Raw genomic sequence first — 19394 nt, forward strand, 5'->3', positions numbered from 1 at the left:
CATTAGTAACGTCCCTCCTCTTTAAAGGATGCTGTTTTTCTAAACTGGAAAAACGCAAATACAGAAATAATAATCCCCATAATGATTGTAATTGCAGCAGCCATATTGTAATTATTTGTCTCAAATGTAAGTTTATAAACCCAAGAAATTAGAATATCTGTCCCACCTGCATTTTGCCCACGCACAGCGGGGTTCCCTTCATTAAATAAATAAATGATGTTAAAGTTATTGAAGTTCCCTGCATATTGCATAATTAATAATGGTGCTGTTGCAAATAACACATGTGGTAATGTAATATGACGGAACTTCTGCAAACGGCTTCCCCCATCAACATCAGCTGCCTCATACATATCTTGTGGCACACTTTGGAGCACACCAGTAAATAAGGCAAATACAAATGGAAAGCCAAGCCAGGTTTGAATCATAATCAATGCTACCTTTGCCCAAAATGGATCGGAAAGCCAAGGAATCATGGTTTCAAATTGACTTAGTATATCTCGATTAATTGCACCAAAAGTAGGATTAAATAAAGCAGAAAAGATTAAAATCGATACAAATGCTGGTACCGCCCATGGTAGAATTAAAATAGTCCGAATCGTTCGTTTAAATTTAATTCGTTTATCATTAACTAATAATGCTAGAAACAATCCTAAAATAATTTGAAAAGACGTTGCCACTACTGTCCAAACTACAGTCCAAGTAAATACGCTCAAAAATGTATCTTTCCAAATACCCACATTAGCTAAATCTACAAAGTTATTCAACCCAACCCAGCTCAATAAATGACGTGGTGGAGCATTGTATTGATTGTAATCAGTAAATGCCAAAGCTAGCATAAACATTAAAGGTACAACTACGATAAATAAAAGCATCAATAAACCAGGCAGAATCATAAAATATGGAAAACCATTGTTATAAAAGGCAGCCATACCTTGAATTAAAGTTGGATTTGATCTATGATTCTCCCTAGCAATTGCATCTGATCTAGCATCTTTCAAATTATAAAGATAGATTGCAATACCAAACCCTAAAATGATGAGTGAAATTAAACCTTGTATAAGTAATTGAATCGAATGATGGTCACGCGGAATAGTTCCTAGTGTGAATAATCCCCATATTCCAATATCAATATAGTTCCATGTTGTAATTAAGAATGAAACCGTCACAATCAATAAGCTAATACCTTTCAAAAAACGACGATTATAAAATTGTCCTAATCCTGGAATAATTGATAAAATCGTAGCAATATTACGAGGTTTTTTTATCCAGGCACTGCCACTATTATGATTTGTTGCCATTCCAGTATCCTCCTATATTTCCCGAATCACTTGATCATTCTAAAATGATCAAGTGAAACATTTATGGTGAGTTATCTCCCCATAGATTGTTCCTAATTTGCTCCAGAAGCGTCTACTTGACCCTGAATGGTTTCAACAGCTTCATCAAGGACATCTTTCACTGGTTCTCCTTTAGAAATAAAATTTAATGCATCGTTGATCGGATCCCAAACTTGCTGCATTGCAGGAACACTTGGCATTGGCTCTCCAAACTTTGTTTGTTCTGCAAATGCAGAAAAGATCGGATCCTCCGCAATAGCTGGATCCTCCATTGCATCATCACGGGCTGGAATTTCCCCAGCAATATCGTAATATGTCATAGAGTTTTCATAGTTTGTAATATATGCCATTAAATGCTCAGCCCACTCTTTGTTGTCTGAGTAATACGACAACATATATGATTTAACTCCTACAAATGATTTCGGGTTTTCTCCATTGTCCAAAATAGGTAATGGAACTGCACCGAGGTCGTTGCCTAGCGCCTCCGAGTATTCTCTTACCATCCAAGGCCCATTGATAACCGTTGACACTTTTCCTTCTTGAAATAATCCATTCATAATATCTGGAGTTAAATCTTGAGGAATATAGTTGTTATCGAACCATTTCTGAACAAGTTGACCACCCTCTACAGAACCTTCATTAGCTAATCCAATATCTGAAATATCATAGTTTCCATCTTCATTTGCAAACACATATGCTCCATTCCCAGAAAAGAAAGGATAAACAAAATAAAAATTAGCTGCTTCCATTAAAAATCCAAATTGGTCTTTGCTTGTATCTGTATCTCTCTCTGCAATTGACATAACATCTTGTATCGTTTCCGGAGTTTTTTCTACTAACGATTTATTATAATACATCGCATACGTTTCAATGACGGCAGGATATCCCCAATATTCATCTTCAAATTGAACTGCTTGCAGTGCGGTATCAGTGTAACCGCTTTCTTTATTTCCAAAGTTAACTGGATCTACTAATCCTCTAAGTACTAGATCACCAATTCGATCATGTGGTTGAAAAATAATGTCTGGACCATTCCCTGCAGGTCCTTCCACATCAAGCTTTTCCACTTGTTCCAGCATATCCACAGGAACCATATCTACCTTAATCCCGGTTTCCTCTGTGTATTTATTTGTAATTTGTTGAACTGCTTCTTGCTGTTTTTCCTCGGCATTTACCCAAAGTTTAAGAGAATCTGGCTTCTCCGGCATTTCATCCCCTGCTGATTTCCCTTCATTGGTAGAATTTTCTTTTGGTTCGGTATTATCTGGACCACATGCAATTAAAATCACAGCTACCAATACCATTGTTAATGAATAAATCAAGCTCTTTTTCACTTGTACCCCTCCCATGATTTAATAGAGAACTGCATAAATAATGAAAACGTTTGCGCAATCATTATAACTTAATTATACATATTCCCCTAAAAATTACAACTCCATTTTAGAAACTTCTAATTATTTAATTAATAACTAATAAAACGCTTACATTATCATAGCATTAATGCTATGATAATTATAAACATTGGTAATGTATTTAAAAATTAATTAGTATTTAGCGCAAACGATTGTACAGAGGGAGGTAAAAAATGAATAAAGAAGCAATCTATCATCGTCCAAAAGATAATTTTGCGTATGCCTATGATAATGAGACCCTTCATTTAGTACTACGGACCAAAAAAAATGATCTAGAAATGGTGGAACTTGTATTTGGTGATCCTTATGATTGGATAGATAATCAGTGGCAGAGCGTGTCAAAACACATGAAAAAAACCGGTACAACAAGCTTACATGACTATTGGTTTATTGCTGTGAAACCGAATTATCGTAGAATGCGCTATGCGTTTATTTGCTCGAATGAACACGAATCTTGTATTTATAGTGAAGGTGGAATATTTGCAAGTTTCCCCTCGGATATTGCTAATTATTTTTGTTTTCCTTACTTAAGCTCCATTGATGTATTTAATGCACCAGATTGGGTGAAAGATACGGTATGGTACCAACTATTTCCTGAACGATTTGCTAATGGTAATGAACAGTTAAATCCAAAAGGCAGTTTGCCATGGGGCTCTGCAGATCCAACACCTACTAATTTCTTTGGGGGAGACTTGGAAGGAATTATTCAACACCTCGATTACCTTGTCGATTTAGGAATCAATGGGATATACCTAACCCCTATCTTCAAGGCATATTCCAATCATAAATACGATACGATCGATTACATGGAAATTGATCCACAATTTGGAGATAAAGCTACATTTCGTCTATTTGTCCAAGAATGCCATCAACGAGGAATCAAAGTAATGCTAGATGCTGTCTTTAATCATAGTGGATATTATTTCCCACCTTTTCAAGATGTGTTGAAAAATCAAGAAGTGTCTATCTATAAAGATTGGTTTCATATTTGGAATTTCCCTATAGTAACCAAACCACGTCCGAATTACGATACATTTGCATTTGTGCCTACAATGCCTAAATTAAATACGAAGAATAAGGAAGTCAGAGACTATTTATTAAAGGTCGCAACATATTGGGTAGAAACATTTGATATCGATGGCTGGCGATTAGATGTTGCAAATGAAGTGGATCACCATTTCTGGAGAATGTTTCGACAAGCCGTCAAAGAAGTGAAATCAGATGTTTATATTCTAGGTGAAATCTGGCATGACTCTATGCCATGGCTACACGGTGACCAGTTTGATGCCGTTATGAATTACCCATTTACTAATGGAGCGATTGACTTTTTTGCTAAACAAAACATGAATGCTGCTACATTCACCGAGACCATCACTAGTGTTTTACATATGTATCCACAAAATGTGAATGAAGTCGCTTTTAATCTATTGGATAGTCATGATACCCCACGCATCTTAACTTTAGCAAATGACAATGAAGCCCGTGTAAAGCTATTGTACCTTTTTCAATTATCCTTTGTTGGAACACCTTGTATTTATTATGGTGATGAAATAGGAATGGCTGGTGATACAGATCCAGGGTGTCGTGCATGTATGCAGTGGAACCCTAACCAGCAAAAACAAGAACTGTATCGATTTGTCCAGTCTCTTATTCATTTACGCAAGACAAATCCACTTTTTGGTAACCATAGTGACATTCAATTTCTCCAATCGAATGATGCAAGCAACACCATTGTATATGAGAAAAACGACGGACATCATCGGCTCGTCTTCTTTCTTAATGCGGGTGAAAAAGAGGCAAACATAACTAGAGATATCCTACGTATAAGCAGTTGTAAATATCTAACTGAATGGCATATTCAAAACCAGCAAGCAAGGAAATATAGAATTGATGAATTACCAACTTCAATTACGGTACCCCCTCTTCATTTCCGTATTTTTGAAATTGTATAAACTTAAATTAAAAAAATACTTTTTTGGGAATTTCGAAAATTATCTTGACAGCCACATTCGTTTCTAAGATAATGAGTACAATCAAAATTTCATATTAACCTATCAAGAGTCAGGGGAGGAAACTGGTCCATTGATCCTGCGGCAACCATACTCTATTTGTTATTCCGAGTAAAGGTGCTAAATCCAGCAAACGAAACTTGTTTGAAAGATGGGAATTGTTTAGTAAACAATAATCAAACCTCTTTCAATCGAAAGAGGTTTTTACTTTTTTACTTGATAGGTAATGTTAACAAATTAAAGGAGGAATGGGATGGCTCGAATCGACGACAAGAAAATCAATGACATTACTGAAGCTCTAGAGAAGATTGAATTCGGATCATTAGCAATTACGATACATGAAGGAGAAATTACGCAGATTGACACAACGGAAAAGAAACGGTACCCGTTACAATCAAAACGAAAAAAACATGTAAACGGGTAACGACGTGCTTATTGGAACACCAAAAGCACAGTTAAAGATTATTTACAAGGGAAACCGAATAAACGATTAACATGCTAATTAGACGACTAAAGGCATCCATTGAAATTAAGGTATTTGTATTTCCTTTATTAATTTGGATGCCTTTTTTTAACTTTCATATGGAAAGGAGACGTAACATGGACTTGTTAGCCGAATTAGATAAACGAATCTTAATCGGCGATGGTGCAATGGGAACTTTACTTTATTCCTATGGGGTCGATCATTGTTTTGAAGCATTAAATCTTTCTCATCAAGAACAAATTGCACATATTCATGAATCTTACATTCATGCAGGTGCTGATCTTATTCAAACTAATACATATGGGGCAAACTATATGAAGCTCGCAAGATATGGTCTTGAAGATCAAGTAAAAAAGATAAATACCGAAGCCATAAAAATTGCGAAACAAGCTGCAAATGAAGAAACTTTTGTTCTTGGCACTATCGGTGGTATTCACGGCACACAAACGCTGCAAGCCACAACAGATGAAATCAAAAGAAGTTTTCGAGAACAGTTGTACTGCCAATTATTAGAAGGTGTAGATGGACTTATCTTAGAGACCTATTATGATCTTGAAGAATTAATTACTGTTTTAGAGATTGCAAGAGACGAAACAAATCTTCCAATTATTGCAAATGTATCAATGCACGAACCTGGTATCTTACAAAATGGGATACTTCTACCCGATGCACTAAAGCGATTAGAGAATACTGGCGCGGATATCGTGGGGATTAACTGTCGACTTGGCCCATTTCATATGCTTGAATCACTGAAAGATGTCCCATTACTAGATAAAGCATTTTTAGCAGCTTATCCAAACGCTAGTTTACCAGCTTATCGTGACGGCAAATTAATCTACGAAGATGAACCGAACTATTTCAAAAACTGTGCGACCGATTTTCGCAACGAAGGCATTCGCTTACTAGGTGGGTGTTGTGGAACTACCCCAGCCCATATAAAAGCAGCAGCTGATGCCATCAAACATACAAAGCCAATTAAGGAAAAGATTGTACCAGTTAAGCCACGCCCCATTAAGGTCAGCGAACAGAAAGAACAATCAGAGTCAGGTCTAATTGATATTGTTCAACAACGACATGCTGTAATTGTTGAATTCGATGCACCAAAACATTTAGATACATCCGAGTACTTAAATGGGATTAACGCCTTGAACGATGTAGGGGTAGATGCGATCACATTAGCGGATAATTCGCTAGCTACACCACGAATTAGTAATATTGCTGTAGCAGCAAAAATCCAACAAGAAATTGGGGTAAGGCCGCTAGTGCACTTAACCTGCCGAGATCGCAATCTCATTGGACTGCAATCGCATCTTATGGGATTACATACCTTAGGAATCCATGAAATACTTGCTATTACTGGGGACCCTACTAAAATCGGGGATTTTCCTGGAGCAACTTCCGTTTTTGATGTTACGTCATTCGATTTAATAAAATTAATCAAACAATTTAACCAAGGGATATCGTTGTCTGGAAAATCCCTAAAGAAACCAACAAACTTTCAAGTTGGTGCTGCATTTAATCCGAATGTAGCCCACATAGATAAAGCGGTAAAACGAATGGAACGAAAAATGGAACGTGGAGCGGATTATTTTTTAACACAACCTGTTTATAGCAAAGAGACGATTGTTGCGTTGGCTAACAAAACCAAACATATTGATAAACCGATATTCATTGGGATTATGCCGCTTACATCTTCGAGAAATGCTGAGTTCCTGCATAATGAAGTGCCGGGAATTAAAATGCCAGATGTGATTAGAGAAAGGATGAAAGCAGTAGCTGATGATAAACAACGTTCTATTGATCAAGGAATTCAAATTGCAAAAGAACTGCTTGATACGGCATTGGAACACTTTCAAGGAATTTACATTGTAACGCCATTTATGCGTTATGACATAAGTATTGAATTGGTTACGTATATGCAAGCGCGTGTACAACTTCTTTCCACATCGAAAATGACATAATTAAAAAAATAGTATTGGAGGAATTGATAATGACTGCTATTAGTTCAAATCTTGGTTATCCGAGAATCGGGGAAAAGAGAGAATGGAAACGAGCGTTAGAGAAGTTTTGGAAAGGTGAAATTACTGAAGCACAATTAATCTCAGAAACAGATCAAATTAGACTTCAGAGCTTAAAAAAGCAACAGGACATTGGTGTAGATCTTATTCCTGTAGGGGATTTTTCTTTCTATGATCATGTTCTTGACACATCGGTAATGTTTGGTATTGTCCCAGATCGCTTTAATTACCAAGGAGGAAAGGTTGACCTAGAAACGTATTTTGCAATTGCTCGAGGCACAAAAGATGCCGTTGCATCTGAAATCACTAAATGGTTTAATACCAATTACCATTATATTGTTCCTGAATTAGATAACTCGAAGCCTACGTTAACGGAGAACCGCCCCCTTACTTTTTATCAGGAAGCAAAAGAAAAATTAGGTATCGATGGGAAACCTGTCCTTTTGGGACCAATTACGTACTTACATCTTGCAAAAGGCTATCGAAAGGAAAACCTTTTGGAATTAATCGATACATTCGTTCCATTATACGTACAAATCTTAGAGGAACTTCAGGCAGCGGGAGCTTCTTGGATACAAATTGACGAGCCTATCTTCGGTACCCAGCTAGACCAATCCATTCTTTTAAAGGCTGAACAAGTCTATCAGCAATTTGCCGAAGCCGCTCCAAATTTAAAGATCATTTTACAAACCTATTTTGAACAAGTAATTCATTATCAAGCAATTAGTAACTTCCCTGTTCATGCTATTGGACTTGATTTTGTTCATGGTAATACATTGGAGCTAATTGAGCAATATGGATTTCCAAGTAATAAAGTGCTTGCTGCTGGAATTATTAATGGACGAAATGTATGGAAAGCTGATCTTGAGGAGAGACTTTCATTCCTTGAGTCTATTCGACCTTATGTGAGTACAGACCAAATTATATTACAGCCATCCTCCTCCCTCTTGCACGTACCAGTAACGAAGAAGTTAGAGGAGAAACTAAATAACGATATTAAAGCCGGATTATCATTTGCTGATGAGAAATTAACCGAAATTGTTACGTTAATAAATGGCTGGAACAATGGAAAAATAAAAATCACCAATGCCATTAAAGAAAATCGTGTAGAGCGGCAACAATTCATTCGTGCATCTTCACGTTCAAATGAGCAAGTGAAACAAGCATTAGCTACCTTGACTGCTTCTGATGCAGTACGCGATTCCTCCTTTGCTGAGCGAATAAAACAACAACAAACGAAGCTAAATCTACCATTACTTCCAACAACGACAATTGGCAGTTTGCCACAAACTGCAGTTGTTCGACAAACGAGGACGAAATGGCGTAAAGGAGATATTACCAATCAGGAATATGATCAATTTATTAAAGAGAATATAAGGAAATGGATTGCAATTCAAGAAGAATTGGGTCTGGATGTTCTTGTTCATGGAGAATTCGAACGGACCGATATGGTAGAATATTTTGGAGAAAAACTAAATGGATTTGATGTTACTGAGTTTGGCTGGGTTCAATCTTACGGTTCGCGTTGCGTTAAGCCTCCCCTTATTTACGGGGACGTATCTTTCAATAAACCAATGACAGTAAAAGAGAGTGTCTATGCCCAATCATTAACTAAAAAACCAGTTAAGGGAATGTTAACTGGCCCTGTTACAATACTAAATTGGTCATTTGTCCATGAAGATGTGGCCCGGTTTACCGTACAAAATCAAATTGCATTCGCTTTACGTAAAGAAGTGCAAGTGCTAGAAGAAAACGGTATTCAAATTATTCAAGTAGATGAGCCCGCATTACGTGAAGGTTTACCTTTGGATGAGCGAAAGTGGAAGGGGTATTTAGAAGCTGCTGTTTATGCCTTCGGCTTAGCTACTTCTGGTGTAAGTAACAGCACCCAAATTCATACACATATGTGTTATTCTGAATTCCAGGATATCTATGATACGATCGATGCCTTGGATGCTGACGTAATCTCGATTGAAACATCTCGTAGTCATGGTGAAATGGTTGGTTCGTTTGAAGATCACACATATGATAAAGAGATTGGACTAGGCGTTTATGATATTCATAGTCCACGAATACCTGCCAAAGAAGAAATTCTAGAAAATATTAACCGAGCTTTACAGATCATTTCTCCGAAGCAGTTTTGGATCAATCCAGATTGTGGATTAAAAACACGAAGCGAAGAGGAGACCATTCAAGCTCTAAAAGTCATGGTCGATGCAGCAGCAGAAGTTAGAAATGAAAAATTGACATATCAAAATAACTAAATTTACAGCGCCAACACAAATGTGTTGGCGCTACTTTTACGGAAATTACTTGTTGTGTTGCAGATACACGAATTCCCTTAGAGCAAAGTCCGAGATTATTCCGTAAACAACCAACACTGCAGACGTAAATAGCTTGATTATACTGGGAAGATTCCTCACTTTATAAAGCGAATTCTTTCAAACACTTCATGAATAATTATTATCGGTACCTACAACGTTCTATTTGCAAGAAAGGCATCCACTTGCTGTTGATGATGCTGATCATGCTAGATAAATCCTGCAATATAATTAAACATTGTATGTGAGTAGCCAGAGTAAGGGTCTATAGTTTCCCCAATAAATGCAAAAGGCGTAAAGAAATCATCTTCCGTCTTATTACGTAAATCCTTTATTAGTTTTTCCCGCATTATTTTTTGTTGACTAATTAAATTATGACCAGAAACGCCAGATAAAGCATATTCAGATGCTTAATTATTCCATGCGTCAAATCCAACACTACTAATTTCTGCATCTTGTTTCATTTGAGGTAGCGTTTCTTCTATTATGTAATTATCCCAAAAGGTCAGATGACAAATTATTTCAGCTGAGGTCTACTCTCCTTCTCCAATGGGCTCAAACAAAAGTCCTTCATTTATGCCTTTCAAGTCTTGTACCCAGCAACTACTTTCACTAAAATCATGAATTAAATTCGCTATCGAATACATTTGCTCCCCCCTATTTTACTTTTCTATTCTTTCGCTATGTTGTTTATGAATTCCTGATTTTTAACCGAAGTACTTGATAGATATAAAGAATAGGAGTATTATAATTCATGTGGAAAATTTGCTGGTGTAGCACAGCTGGCAGTGCACTTCACTCGTAATGAAGGGGTCGGAGGTTCGAATCCTCTCACCAGCATCCGATATGCACATTGACATAAAGCGATTCTTGATACTATCAGGAATCGCTTTTTATTTTAATTTGTCGACATTTTTTAGTGATTCATATTGAACAGAAACTCTTATTAAACAATGAGTTTTTTAATCTATTCATACAACAATAACACAAATCATCCCATTATAATTATTAATTTACAGCTGTGGCTTTGATAGAAATTAAAATCAAAGGGGAATTACAGCAAAAGAGTAACATTTATGATGCGCTGAAAAATCTGGAGAAGCACTAGGGCAGAATGTTTAACAGAAAAGAAATTGGGTTAAATAAAAGAGAAGTTATATTTTATCAAATGAGACATAACGACGGGTTTCCTTATCTTGAAAATAAAGTTAAACTTGTTGACTTTACGTTTATTATAGGAACGATATAAAGTGGTACTAGGAAATGTTATGCCAGTTTGAAAACTCCTATATCTACATGAGCAATATAAATTCAATAAAGTTGAGTATTCTTTGCACTACCTGTGTTAGTGAATGCCAAGGGAGGAATTATTCAGTATGATAACAAGAGAAACCATCTTTAAGCACGCCAAAGAAAAATACGGCACATCACCTGATTATCCATTTCAAAAATTCCCAAACTATGCAATCTTAAGACATGCATCTAACAAAAAATGGTATGCCCTTATAATGAATGTTCTCCCTAAAAAACTAGGACTAGAAGGAAATGAAGAAATAGATGTTCTGAATTTAAAATGCCCTCCTGAAATAATTGATGGTTTAAGAAATGGAAAAAATATTCTACCTGGATATCATATGGATAAAGAAAATTGGATTTCATTTGTTTTAGATCGTACCGACCCAAACGAAGAGGTTTATAACTTAATTGAGCAAAGTTTTAATTTAACCAAGAAAGAATAAAAAGTTTTTTTAATTAAGGTTTTTCGTCCTATGCCACAATAGGCTAAATTGTTGAATACAGAGTGTTAAAAACCAAATCACGGATACAATAATCAAATTGATCATAATACCTCTAATTGAAGGGGCTAAATGGTCAATTTAAACAATTTTTCCTTAGCCCTCTATCAGTACAAAGGGCTATTTTACTGTTGATTAGGTAAAGGAAGGAACCCGTAGGTTCCTAAAAAATTTTAATAGTATCTTCCACAACTCTTGCAATGTTTTTTCTTTTTCTTCTTTTTGCATGGATCGTCATGATAACAAGGATCGTAGTAATAATCTTCTTCATAACAACAATCATATTTCTTTTTACAGCAATCACAATAGTGGTGATGCTTCTTTTCAAAAGGATCATAATAATACATAAGATAACCCTCCTTTCTTTTACTACATAGTATGAGCGTAAAAGAAAGTTGATTGGACAAGTTTCTTAGTCAAAGAATACAATTTTTGGTTTAGGATGATCAATATATAGAAATACTATCATTGACTCAAAAGTCTTTAACACCTTTACTCTAGCCCCTCTGTCCTCGCATAGATCAGAAGGGGCTTAAACATGTAAAGAAAACGTAAAACTTATAAAGATTATCAAATTTAGAGTAGGGAAATTAATAAGTGAGCAGCCCCTTTCCCTAACTATCCCCCAAGTATATTGCGGGGAAAAAAACTTAAAAGGTATCATTAGATGCCTTTTAAGTGCTGCTCATTATACATATACTAGACATTGACGGTTCCTTTTCAACTCGCATCTTACCAAATTTGTTCACCCTATCATTGAGGATTATTACAACGGATACTCTATGGATCTATGTATATGTGGTTGGCTGTTACTGCAATTTCACTTTGGAAAACAGAGAATTATATTCGAAGAATAAAATGGTGATGGCTCCCTTTTTGAAAGGAAATTATCTGACTTAAAAATTTCCTCATTTCTGTCGATAGTAACAATAAGCCAAAAGCTCTCATCTTCCTAAAGATATAGTATAAAAGGATACTCTCCCTTTCTAATGTATAAAAATTGGTTAAGTCCGTCTAATTTGAAGCGTAAATAGTAGAAAAAATGATAAGTGAGGTAATACTATGAAAAAAATCACTAGAACTAATCCCGAGTTTATGCCAAAACCAGTAGGAAACTACAGTCACATCACTAGAGTGCCAAAGGGTGCAGGTTTAGTTGTAACATCAGGCCAAGTAGGAACGGATATGGATGGTAATATTCCTTCAAGTTTAAACGCCCAAATAACAAATACTTTTGCAAACATGAAAAAGGTACTTGAATCAGAAGGTTTGACTGAAGAAAACGTTATAAAAGTTAATATATGGGCAACAGAGGAAATAGACTGGGATCATTTATATCCTCAATGGGGTAAGTTATTCGAAACTTCATATCCATCTATGACAGTTGCTTATATTTCTGCTTTAGGATGGCCGGAGTTAAAAATTGAAATCGAACTTTGGTGTGCTATAGTATAATATTATTAAAGCTGTATTATTTTTACATTCACCATAAACATGAAGTAAAGCCCCACAAGCGTGAGGGTTGTAGCTTTTTCAACTCTAGCCTTTAAAAGGATAGTTTTCTAAACTTAATTACGTAATTGTTATTATCCATATAAGACACGATCATTTTTGTTTATACTCCTTCGACCGGTAATATAACCCTTTTCAATTACTCTAGTACTTATAAAATCCAAGCTGACTACGGGGGCAGCTTTTTTGTTACAACATTACTTGAATAAACTTAAATATTTAAACCCTTATAGACGTATTGCCCTATGTTATTATAAACTCTAATAAGTTAACCATGGACAATTTTCTGAGGTGATCGTGATGAAGCGAAAGAACACGGATAAAGAAACACATATTATCAAAACAGCTATGAAACTTTTTTCATCGAAAAATTACAACCGAACATCGATGCAAGAGATTGCTAATATTTGTGGAATTTCCAAAGGAACATTATATATTTATTTTAAATCGAAAGAGGACTTACTTTTACATATTCTCAAGTATTACTTTCATTCGATTGAAGAACAAATTATCGCTCTTGAACAGGACACATCCTTGACGGATAAAGATAGATTTATTCGAGAAATTGAAATCAAATTAAATCATTACATGGAGAATCAAGCATTTTATCGACTGCAAATTCAAGAATTACCAGGATTGTCTGACCAAAACATCTATCAGTTTTTACGACGACAAAATATTGTACAAATTAAACGTATCAAAAATTATTTAATCGCTATATATGGCCAGGAAATTAGTGGTTTTGCAGCGGATGGGGCATTTATTTTGACTGGTATGCTTAAACAATATATGGAACTAATTATGTTAAAACAGCTTCCAATCCCTATCAAAAAAGTACTTCCTTTTTTAGTAAAACAAATGGATTTTATCATGGAAGGGGTAAAGCATCAAAAAGTGGAAGCCATTGTAAATAAAAATTTATGGGATATATACTTGGAAGATGTGAATCAAGAAGAAGTTAATCCGCTAGAGGTAATTCAACAAATGAAATTGAAACTAAATAAAAGTACGTTTACCGAAGCAGAAAAGGAAGATGGCATCCAATCCTTATGTATAATGGAAGAAGAACTGATGAAGCTACAACCAAGAGCTGTTATTCTTAGAGGAATGCTTCATAATCTTAAGAACTATCCATTTCTCGATGAATTACGAATGAAATTAAACAACAACCTGCCATACCAAAAAACATAAACACCGTGCCAAGGCCAGCCCTTGGCACGGTTATTCTTTATGAATGTAATTTTAATGGCAGCTGTTTCAAAGACTGACCAGCTGCAGATTCAACTAAATTCTCCTCCAGCTGAAAGGATTCAGTCGGTTCAATCTTCGAAAATTGGGTTAAAAATGTTTTTAAAGCAATTTTTAATTCTAATCGAGCAAGAGGAGCACCCAAACAAAAATGGGGACCCTTTCCAAACGTCATATGCCGTTTATTATTCTCTCGGTGAATATTTAGTGTGAAAGGATCTTCAAATATTGCCTCATCCATATTTGCAGCACTCATCCAAGCAATGACTAAATCGCCTTTTTTAAGGTTCACACCTAATAGATTATTGTCCTGTGTCACCGTACGATCCCGCTTAGAAATTTGAAATCGGTAGCGAAGCATTTCTTCAACTGCCTGAGGTACCAGTTCTAAATCATTACGAAGCTCTTCATATAGTGACGAATCGTCATAAAGTAACGAGTAAAACGTATTTGCCAACATATGGCCAGTCGTTTCTACCCCTGCACCTAAAAGCGCCATGGTTACGCGGACAATTTCATCATCCGTAAATTGTTCTCCATCTACTTCTGACCTGATAAGATCTGAAATAATATCATCGGTAAGATTTATGCGCTTTTCCGCTACGATTGGATAGAGATATTGATAATACTCTTTGGCAGCTATTTGTTTCTTCTCTTCTACTTCTTTGGCATTTTCCTCCGTGTAAGGTTGGAATATTATATCTACCCAATGCTTAAATTGATCTCTATCTTTAATCGGTACACCAAACAACTCTGCAATTACTAAACTCGGTAAAGGTGCAGCGAAGGATTGGACGATATCAACGGTGTCCTTCTCCTTTATTTCATCCACAAGTTCGGAAGCGATTCGTTGAATTTGAGGTTCCCAATTTTTTAAACTTCGTGGTGTAAAAGCTGCTGATAATAACGAACGACGCTTTCGATGGTCTGGAGGATCAACAAAGTTAACATTGACTTTATCTGGGATACTCCCTTCTTTATTACTTGCTCCAACAGGAATAGTTGTTTTAGCTCCCTCACTAGAGAAGTATTCATAATTACTTAATACTTCCTTTACATCATTATATTTAAAAACATTCCATGTTTTCGTTGGTTCATGATAATAAACAGGCTGATTATCAAGCATTTCTTTATACCAAGCTAATGGAAAAAATTCTTCCGACCGTGTACCAAATGATTTCACTTCATTTAATAAAACTACCTCTTTATTCATAGAGAAGACTCCCTTCGAAATAATTTGTGTAACACAAACGTTACTTAAACGGCTGCTCAGCTACAATAATGGAATCTGTAGGGCATTCTTCTTGAGCTTCTTCCAGCTGCTCTAGTTTTTCTTCCGTAATTGGTGTTACCCCTTCATTTTGATCTACTTTTACATAGGCCAGTCCTTCTTCATCCAATTCGAAAATTGTTGGAGCTACATCTTCACAGTTTCCACAAGCAATGCAGGTATCTTGATTAACAATTGCATATTTTGGCACTGTACCTCCTCCTTTTCCTTCGTAGAACTAAAAAGTTCTATAAATGACTATGTAGTCAATTAAAGATTATCATAATCAATAATTTCCAATCAATGGTAATTTAGTAGGGTTCAAAAAATATACTAGAGTAAGGATGAATCTAAAACTGATTCCTATTTATTAGATAGCAAAAGTGTTAAAAGTTGTAGTAACGATTCCTCTCATAATTTATTTCTCTGTTAAAGAATTTCAACATTCCTTCCATTGGCCTATTTATTAATCTTCACTCTAAAAAACAAAAAAGCTTGTAAAGAAGAATCTTTACAAGCTTTCTATAACATACAGTTGTTTATCTAAAACACAATGGTTTTATTATCATGAACAATAATACGATCATCTAAGTGCCACTTTACTGCTTTTGCTAAAACCGTACGTTCAATTGTCTGACCAATCTTTTTCATATCTTTACTGTTATCTCGATGATCAACCCGACCAATATCTTGTTCGATGATTGGCCCCTCATCCAAGTCGTTCGTAACATAATGAGAAGTAGCGCCAATCATCTTCACCCCACGTTGGTAGGCACGTTCGTAAGGTTTCGCACCAACAAACGCAGGTAAAAATGAATGATGTATATTGATAATTTGACTTTTATACTTATCGACAAAATCGCTAGTGAGAATTTGCATATACCTTGCTAAAATAATAAAGTCAATCTGATAAGTTTCCATTAATTCCAACTGCTTTTTCTCCACTTCTTTTCGAATCGATTTATTTGCAGGAATATAATAGAACGGGATACCTAGTGCCTCTACTGTCTCACGGGAGGACTCATGATTACTAATAACTAAAGCAATATTAGCCATTAAATCTCCGCTTTGATATTCCCATAATAATTCCAATAAACAATGTGGTTCATTTGAAACAAAGATAGCCATATTTTTTAATTGGCTCACATAAAGCAGCTTCCAATCCATATCAAATTGGGTAGCAATAGGTTGAAATTCTGCTTCTAATATTGCTGCTTTTGTGTTTAAATCTGGACATTCAAACTCAACTCGCATAAAAAACTGTCCACCCTCTGGATTGATGGTATACTGATCAGACGCAATGATATTAGCGTCATGGTTATATAGGAATTCTGAAATCGCAGCGACTATTCCTGGCTGGTCTGGGCATTTAATTAGGAAGCGTGCTTTATTTAAATGAGCTTCTTTAAATTGGTCAATACTTTCTTTCATATAGTGATTCATAGAAAACATACCTCTACATTTCTTTTTAGTTAATACTCTATGTTACCATAACGAAGAAAGTCAAGAAAAGATAAACTACAAATTAGAGAGCATTATAGTTGTAAATAGTGTCATTATTTATTACAATATCTTTTGTTGGATTCTTTAGTTTAACATAGATTCATAGAGCTGATTTGGAGAAATACCCAAGTCTGGCTGAAGGGGACGCACTCGAAATGCGTTAGGGCGTGCAAGCGTCGCGTGGGTTCAAATCCCACTTTCTCCTCCATAATTTATACAAATATCGTAAATGTACGAAATGAAAGGTACTCTTGATGGGTACCTTTTTACGTAAATATCTTTCCTTCCTTATTAATTCCTGTTGCTAAATGAAGGTTTTACTTGTTTGGAAACCTTTTATTTCGTGTATAGTGTGAATAGGAAGGAAGTGTTTACAATGCCAAACCAGTTGCAAAAGGAAAAATCACCTTACTTATTACAGCATAAGGATAACCCGGTTCAATGGTATCCTTGGGGCGAAGAGGCTTTTCAACTTGCCAAAAAACAGGGGAAGCCCATTTTTCTTTCAATCGGATACAGTACTTGCCATTGGTGTCATGTTATGGCGCATGAATCATTTGAAGATGCTGAGGTTGCCTCCATTCTCAATGATAAATATATCGCGATTAAAGTAGATCGAGAAGAACGACCAGATATTGACTCGATTTATATGAAGGTATGTCAAATGATGACAAGGCATGGGGGTTGGCCCTTATCCATCTTCATGACACCAGATAAAATTCCGTTCTATGCAGGAACTTATTTTCCCAAACATAAAAAATATGGGATGCCAGGGTTTGTTAATATCCTACAACAACTCTATCGCAAATTTAAACAAGATCCGGAGCATATAGACGAAGTAACAGAGAGTGTCGAACAAGCTCTTAAACAAAGTCTTGGCTCAAAAAGCAACAATCGTATGTCCAAAGAACATATAAACCAAGCATTTCAACAACTTGGCAAAAGCTTCGACTTTGTACATGGTGGGTTTGGACAAGCTCCCAAATTTCCAATGCCACAAAATTTATTATTTTTACTCAGATATGCTTATTTTTCTAATAACAGTGCTGCTTTAAAAATTACCGAAAAATCACTTCAATCCATGGGCTCTGGTGGGATCTATGATCATATTGGCTTCGGATTTGCTCGATATGCTACCGATGAGCAATGGCTCATCCCTCATTTTGAAAAGATGTTATATGATAATGCACTTTTGCTAATTGCATATACAGAAGCCTATCAACTTACGCAACGTCCCTATTACAAGAATATTAGTGATCAGCTAATTACGTTTATCTTGCGTGAAATGACCACCAAAGATGGGGCGTTTTATTCAGCTATTGATGCGGATTCAGAAGGTATAGAAGGAAAATACTATGTCTGGGATTATCAAGAAATTATCGACATACTTGGGGAAAAACTTGGTGACATCTATACAAGATGCTATGATATTACACCAGAAGGTAATTTTGAAGGAAAAAACATACCGAATTTGATTGAAGCTAATATCGAACAACTGGCTTCAGAACTGAAACTCCCAGAAAAGATGATCATGAATAAATTAGAAACAGCCAGACAAGCTCTTTTTACGGAAAGACAAAAACGTGTATATCCCCATGTGGACGATAAAATACTAACCAGCTGGAATGGCTTCATGATTGCTGCATTTGCTAAAGCCGGCAAAGCTTTTCAAAACCAAAATTATATCGCTACATCTGAGAAAGCAATATCTTTTATAGAGGATCATTTAATTGATCATGGTCGCTTGATGGCCAGGTATCGTGATGGGGATACAAGATATCCAGCTTATATTGATGACTATGCTTTTCTGTTATGGGGCTATATCGAGCTATATGAAGCGACATTTAAGCTTGCTTATTTACAACAAGCAAAACAGCTAGCAGATCAAATGCTTGCATTATTTTGGGATAGGGAAAATGGTGGTTTCTACTTTACTGGTGAAGATAGTGAAGCATTAATTGCTAGAGATAAGGAAGTATATGATGGTGCAATTCCATCTGGGAATAGTGTTGCAGCTGTTATGCTAGCTCGTATCGGCTACTTAACAGGTAACACCACTTATCTCGACCATGTAGAAGAAATGTTTTATACGTTTTATGAGGATATCGAAAGGCAAGCATCTGCTAGCCCCTTCTTTATTCAAAGCCTTCTACTTATTGACAAACCTACAAAAGAAGTCGTCGTAATTGGATCAGATACCGACCCAAAAAAACAAGCGTTTCTACAACAATTACAAGAAATGTTCTTACCTGATGTATCTGTCTTATCGCTCGAAAACAAAGAGCAAGCAAAAGGAATTGCTGACTTTGCAACAGCTTATGAGCAAATCAACGACGCCACAACCATCTATATATGCGAGAATTTTGCTTGTAAGCAGCCGACAACAGATTTAGCTGAGGCTTTAAAAGCAATTACAAGTTAAACATAAAAGAATCATTTCATTTAGAATTACGTTCACATAAATTCATCTAATCTATTATTTCC

General features: G+C 35.8%; 14 protein-coding genes, 2 tRNA genes and 1 riboswitch. Of the genes, 10 read left to right on the forward strand and 6 right to left on the reverse strand.

The genetic code is table 11. The features are described from left to right. Positions 1–2: 2 nt before the first annotated feature. Together JKP73_RS01575 and JKP73_RS01580 are read right to left on the reverse strand one after the other, a co-directional pair. Positions 3–1298 (reverse strand): carbohydrate ABC transporter permease, encoded by a 1296-nt coding sequence (locus JKP73_RS01575; protein ID WP_021289178.1) that lies wholly within the window; start codon positions 1296–1298, stop codon positions 3–5. 92 nt (positions 1299–1390) lie between these two features. Then, positions 1391–2671, reverse strand: coding sequence for a sugar ABC transporter substrate-binding protein (locus tag JKP73_RS01580; RefSeq protein ID WP_200410821.1), 1281 nt, complete (start codon positions 2669–2671; stop codon positions 1391–1393). Between the two features lie 251 nt (positions 2672–2922). Between JKP73_RS01580 and JKP73_RS01585 the strand changes: the two genes are divergently transcribed. The 6 genes from JKP73_RS01585 to JKP73_RS01610 all read left to right on the forward strand — a co-directional run bounded on the left by JKP73_RS01585 (position 2923) and on the right by JKP73_RS01610 (position 11320). Continuing rightward, the gene (locus JKP73_RS01585; protein ID WP_038242921.1) at positions 2923–4701 is read left to right on the forward strand and encodes a glycoside hydrolase family 13 protein; all 1779 of its coding nucleotides are present in this window, start codon (positions 2923–2925) and stop codon (positions 4699–4701) included. Positions 4702–4797: 96 nt separating this feature from the next. Beyond that, positions 4798–4916: riboswitch (SAM riboswitch) on the forward strand. Between the two features lie 95 nt (positions 4917–5011). Beyond that, a complete protein-coding gene (locus tag JKP73_RS01590) occupies positions 5012–5182 on the forward strand; it encodes a YezD family protein (protein ID WP_021289181.1) in 171 nt (56 codons plus the stop codon). A gap of 176 nt (positions 5183–5358) precedes the next feature. Next, positions 5359–7203, forward strand: a complete 1845-nt coding sequence (locus JKP73_RS01595) for a bifunctional homocysteine S-methyltransferase/methylenetetrahydrofolate reductase (RefSeq protein ID WP_188943109.1) — start codon at positions 5359–5361, stop codon at positions 7201–7203. A 26-nt stretch (positions 7204–7229) separates the two neighbouring features. Beyond that, on the forward strand, positions 7230–9524 hold the full coding sequence (gene metE, locus JKP73_RS01600; protein ID WP_286191304.1) for a 5-methyltetrahydropteroyltriglutamate--homocysteine S-methyltransferase: 2295 nt from the start codon (positions 7230–7232) through the stop codon (positions 9522–9524). Positions 9525–10348: 824 nt separating this feature from the next. Further along, positions 10349–10421: transfer RNA gene (locus JKP73_RS01605), tRNA-Thr, on the forward strand. 536 nt (positions 10422–10957) lie between these two features. Then, entirely contained in the window at positions 10958–11320 is a 363-nt protein-coding gene (locus JKP73_RS01610; RefSeq protein ID WP_021289185.1) for an MmcQ/YjbR family DNA-binding protein, read from the forward strand. A 220-nt stretch (positions 11321–11540) separates the two neighbouring features. Here the strand turns inward: JKP73_RS01610 and JKP73_RS01615 are convergent, their stop codons facing one another. Further along, positions 11541–11705 carry a hypothetical protein gene (locus JKP73_RS01615; RefSeq protein ID WP_200410822.1) on the reverse strand — a complete coding sequence of 55 codons (165 nt, stop codon included), beginning with the start codon at positions 11703–11705 and terminating at the stop codon, positions 11541–11543. Between the two features lie 734 nt (positions 11706–12439). Here JKP73_RS01615 and JKP73_RS01620 point away from each other — a divergent pair. After that, entirely contained in the window at positions 12440–12832 is a 393-nt protein-coding gene (locus JKP73_RS01620; RefSeq protein ID WP_021289187.1) for a RidA family protein, read from the forward strand. A 357-nt stretch (positions 12833–13189) separates the two neighbouring features. Continuing rightward, the gene (locus JKP73_RS01625; RefSeq protein ID WP_188943105.1) at positions 13190–14080 is read left to right on the forward strand and encodes a TetR/AcrR family transcriptional regulator; all 891 of its coding nucleotides are present in this window, start codon (positions 13190–13192) and stop codon (positions 14078–14080) included. A 37-nt stretch (positions 14081–14117) separates the two neighbouring features. Here the strand turns inward: JKP73_RS01625 and JKP73_RS01630 are convergent, their stop codons facing one another. From JKP73_RS01630 to purU, 3 genes are all read right to left on the reverse strand, one after another. Then, on the reverse strand, positions 14118–15350 hold the full coding sequence (locus JKP73_RS01630) for a cytochrome P450 (RefSeq protein WP_021289189.1): 1233 nt from the start codon (positions 15348–15350) through the stop codon (positions 14118–14120). A gap of 40 nt (positions 15351–15390) precedes the next feature. Continuing rightward, positions 15391–15618 (reverse strand): ferredoxin, encoded by a 228-nt coding sequence (locus JKP73_RS01635; RefSeq protein WP_038242907.1) that lies wholly within the window; start codon positions 15616–15618, stop codon positions 15391–15393. A 332-nt stretch (positions 15619–15950) separates the two neighbouring features. Next, complete coding sequence (gene purU, locus JKP73_RS01640) at positions 15951–16850, reverse strand: formyltetrahydrofolate deformylase (RefSeq protein ID WP_188943103.1); 900 nt, start codon at positions 16848–16850, stop codon at positions 15951–15953. A gap of 175 nt (positions 16851–17025) precedes the next feature. Between purU and JKP73_RS01645 the strand changes: the two genes are divergently transcribed. Then, positions 17026–17118 (forward strand) — tRNA-Ser (locus JKP73_RS01645). 168 nt (positions 17119–17286) lie between these two features. Then, positions 17287–19332: a thioredoxin domain-containing protein gene (locus JKP73_RS01650; RefSeq protein ID WP_160806634.1), complete on the forward strand. Its 2046-nt coding sequence runs from the start codon at positions 17287–17289 to the stop codon at positions 19330–19332. Positions 19333–19394: the final 62 nt, after the last annotated feature.

Source organism: Virgibacillus salexigens (assembly GCF_014905415.1).
In the GTDB taxonomy this organism is placed as follows: Bacteria; Bacillota; Bacilli; order Bacillales; family Amphibacillaceae; genus Virgibacillus; species Virgibacillus salexigens.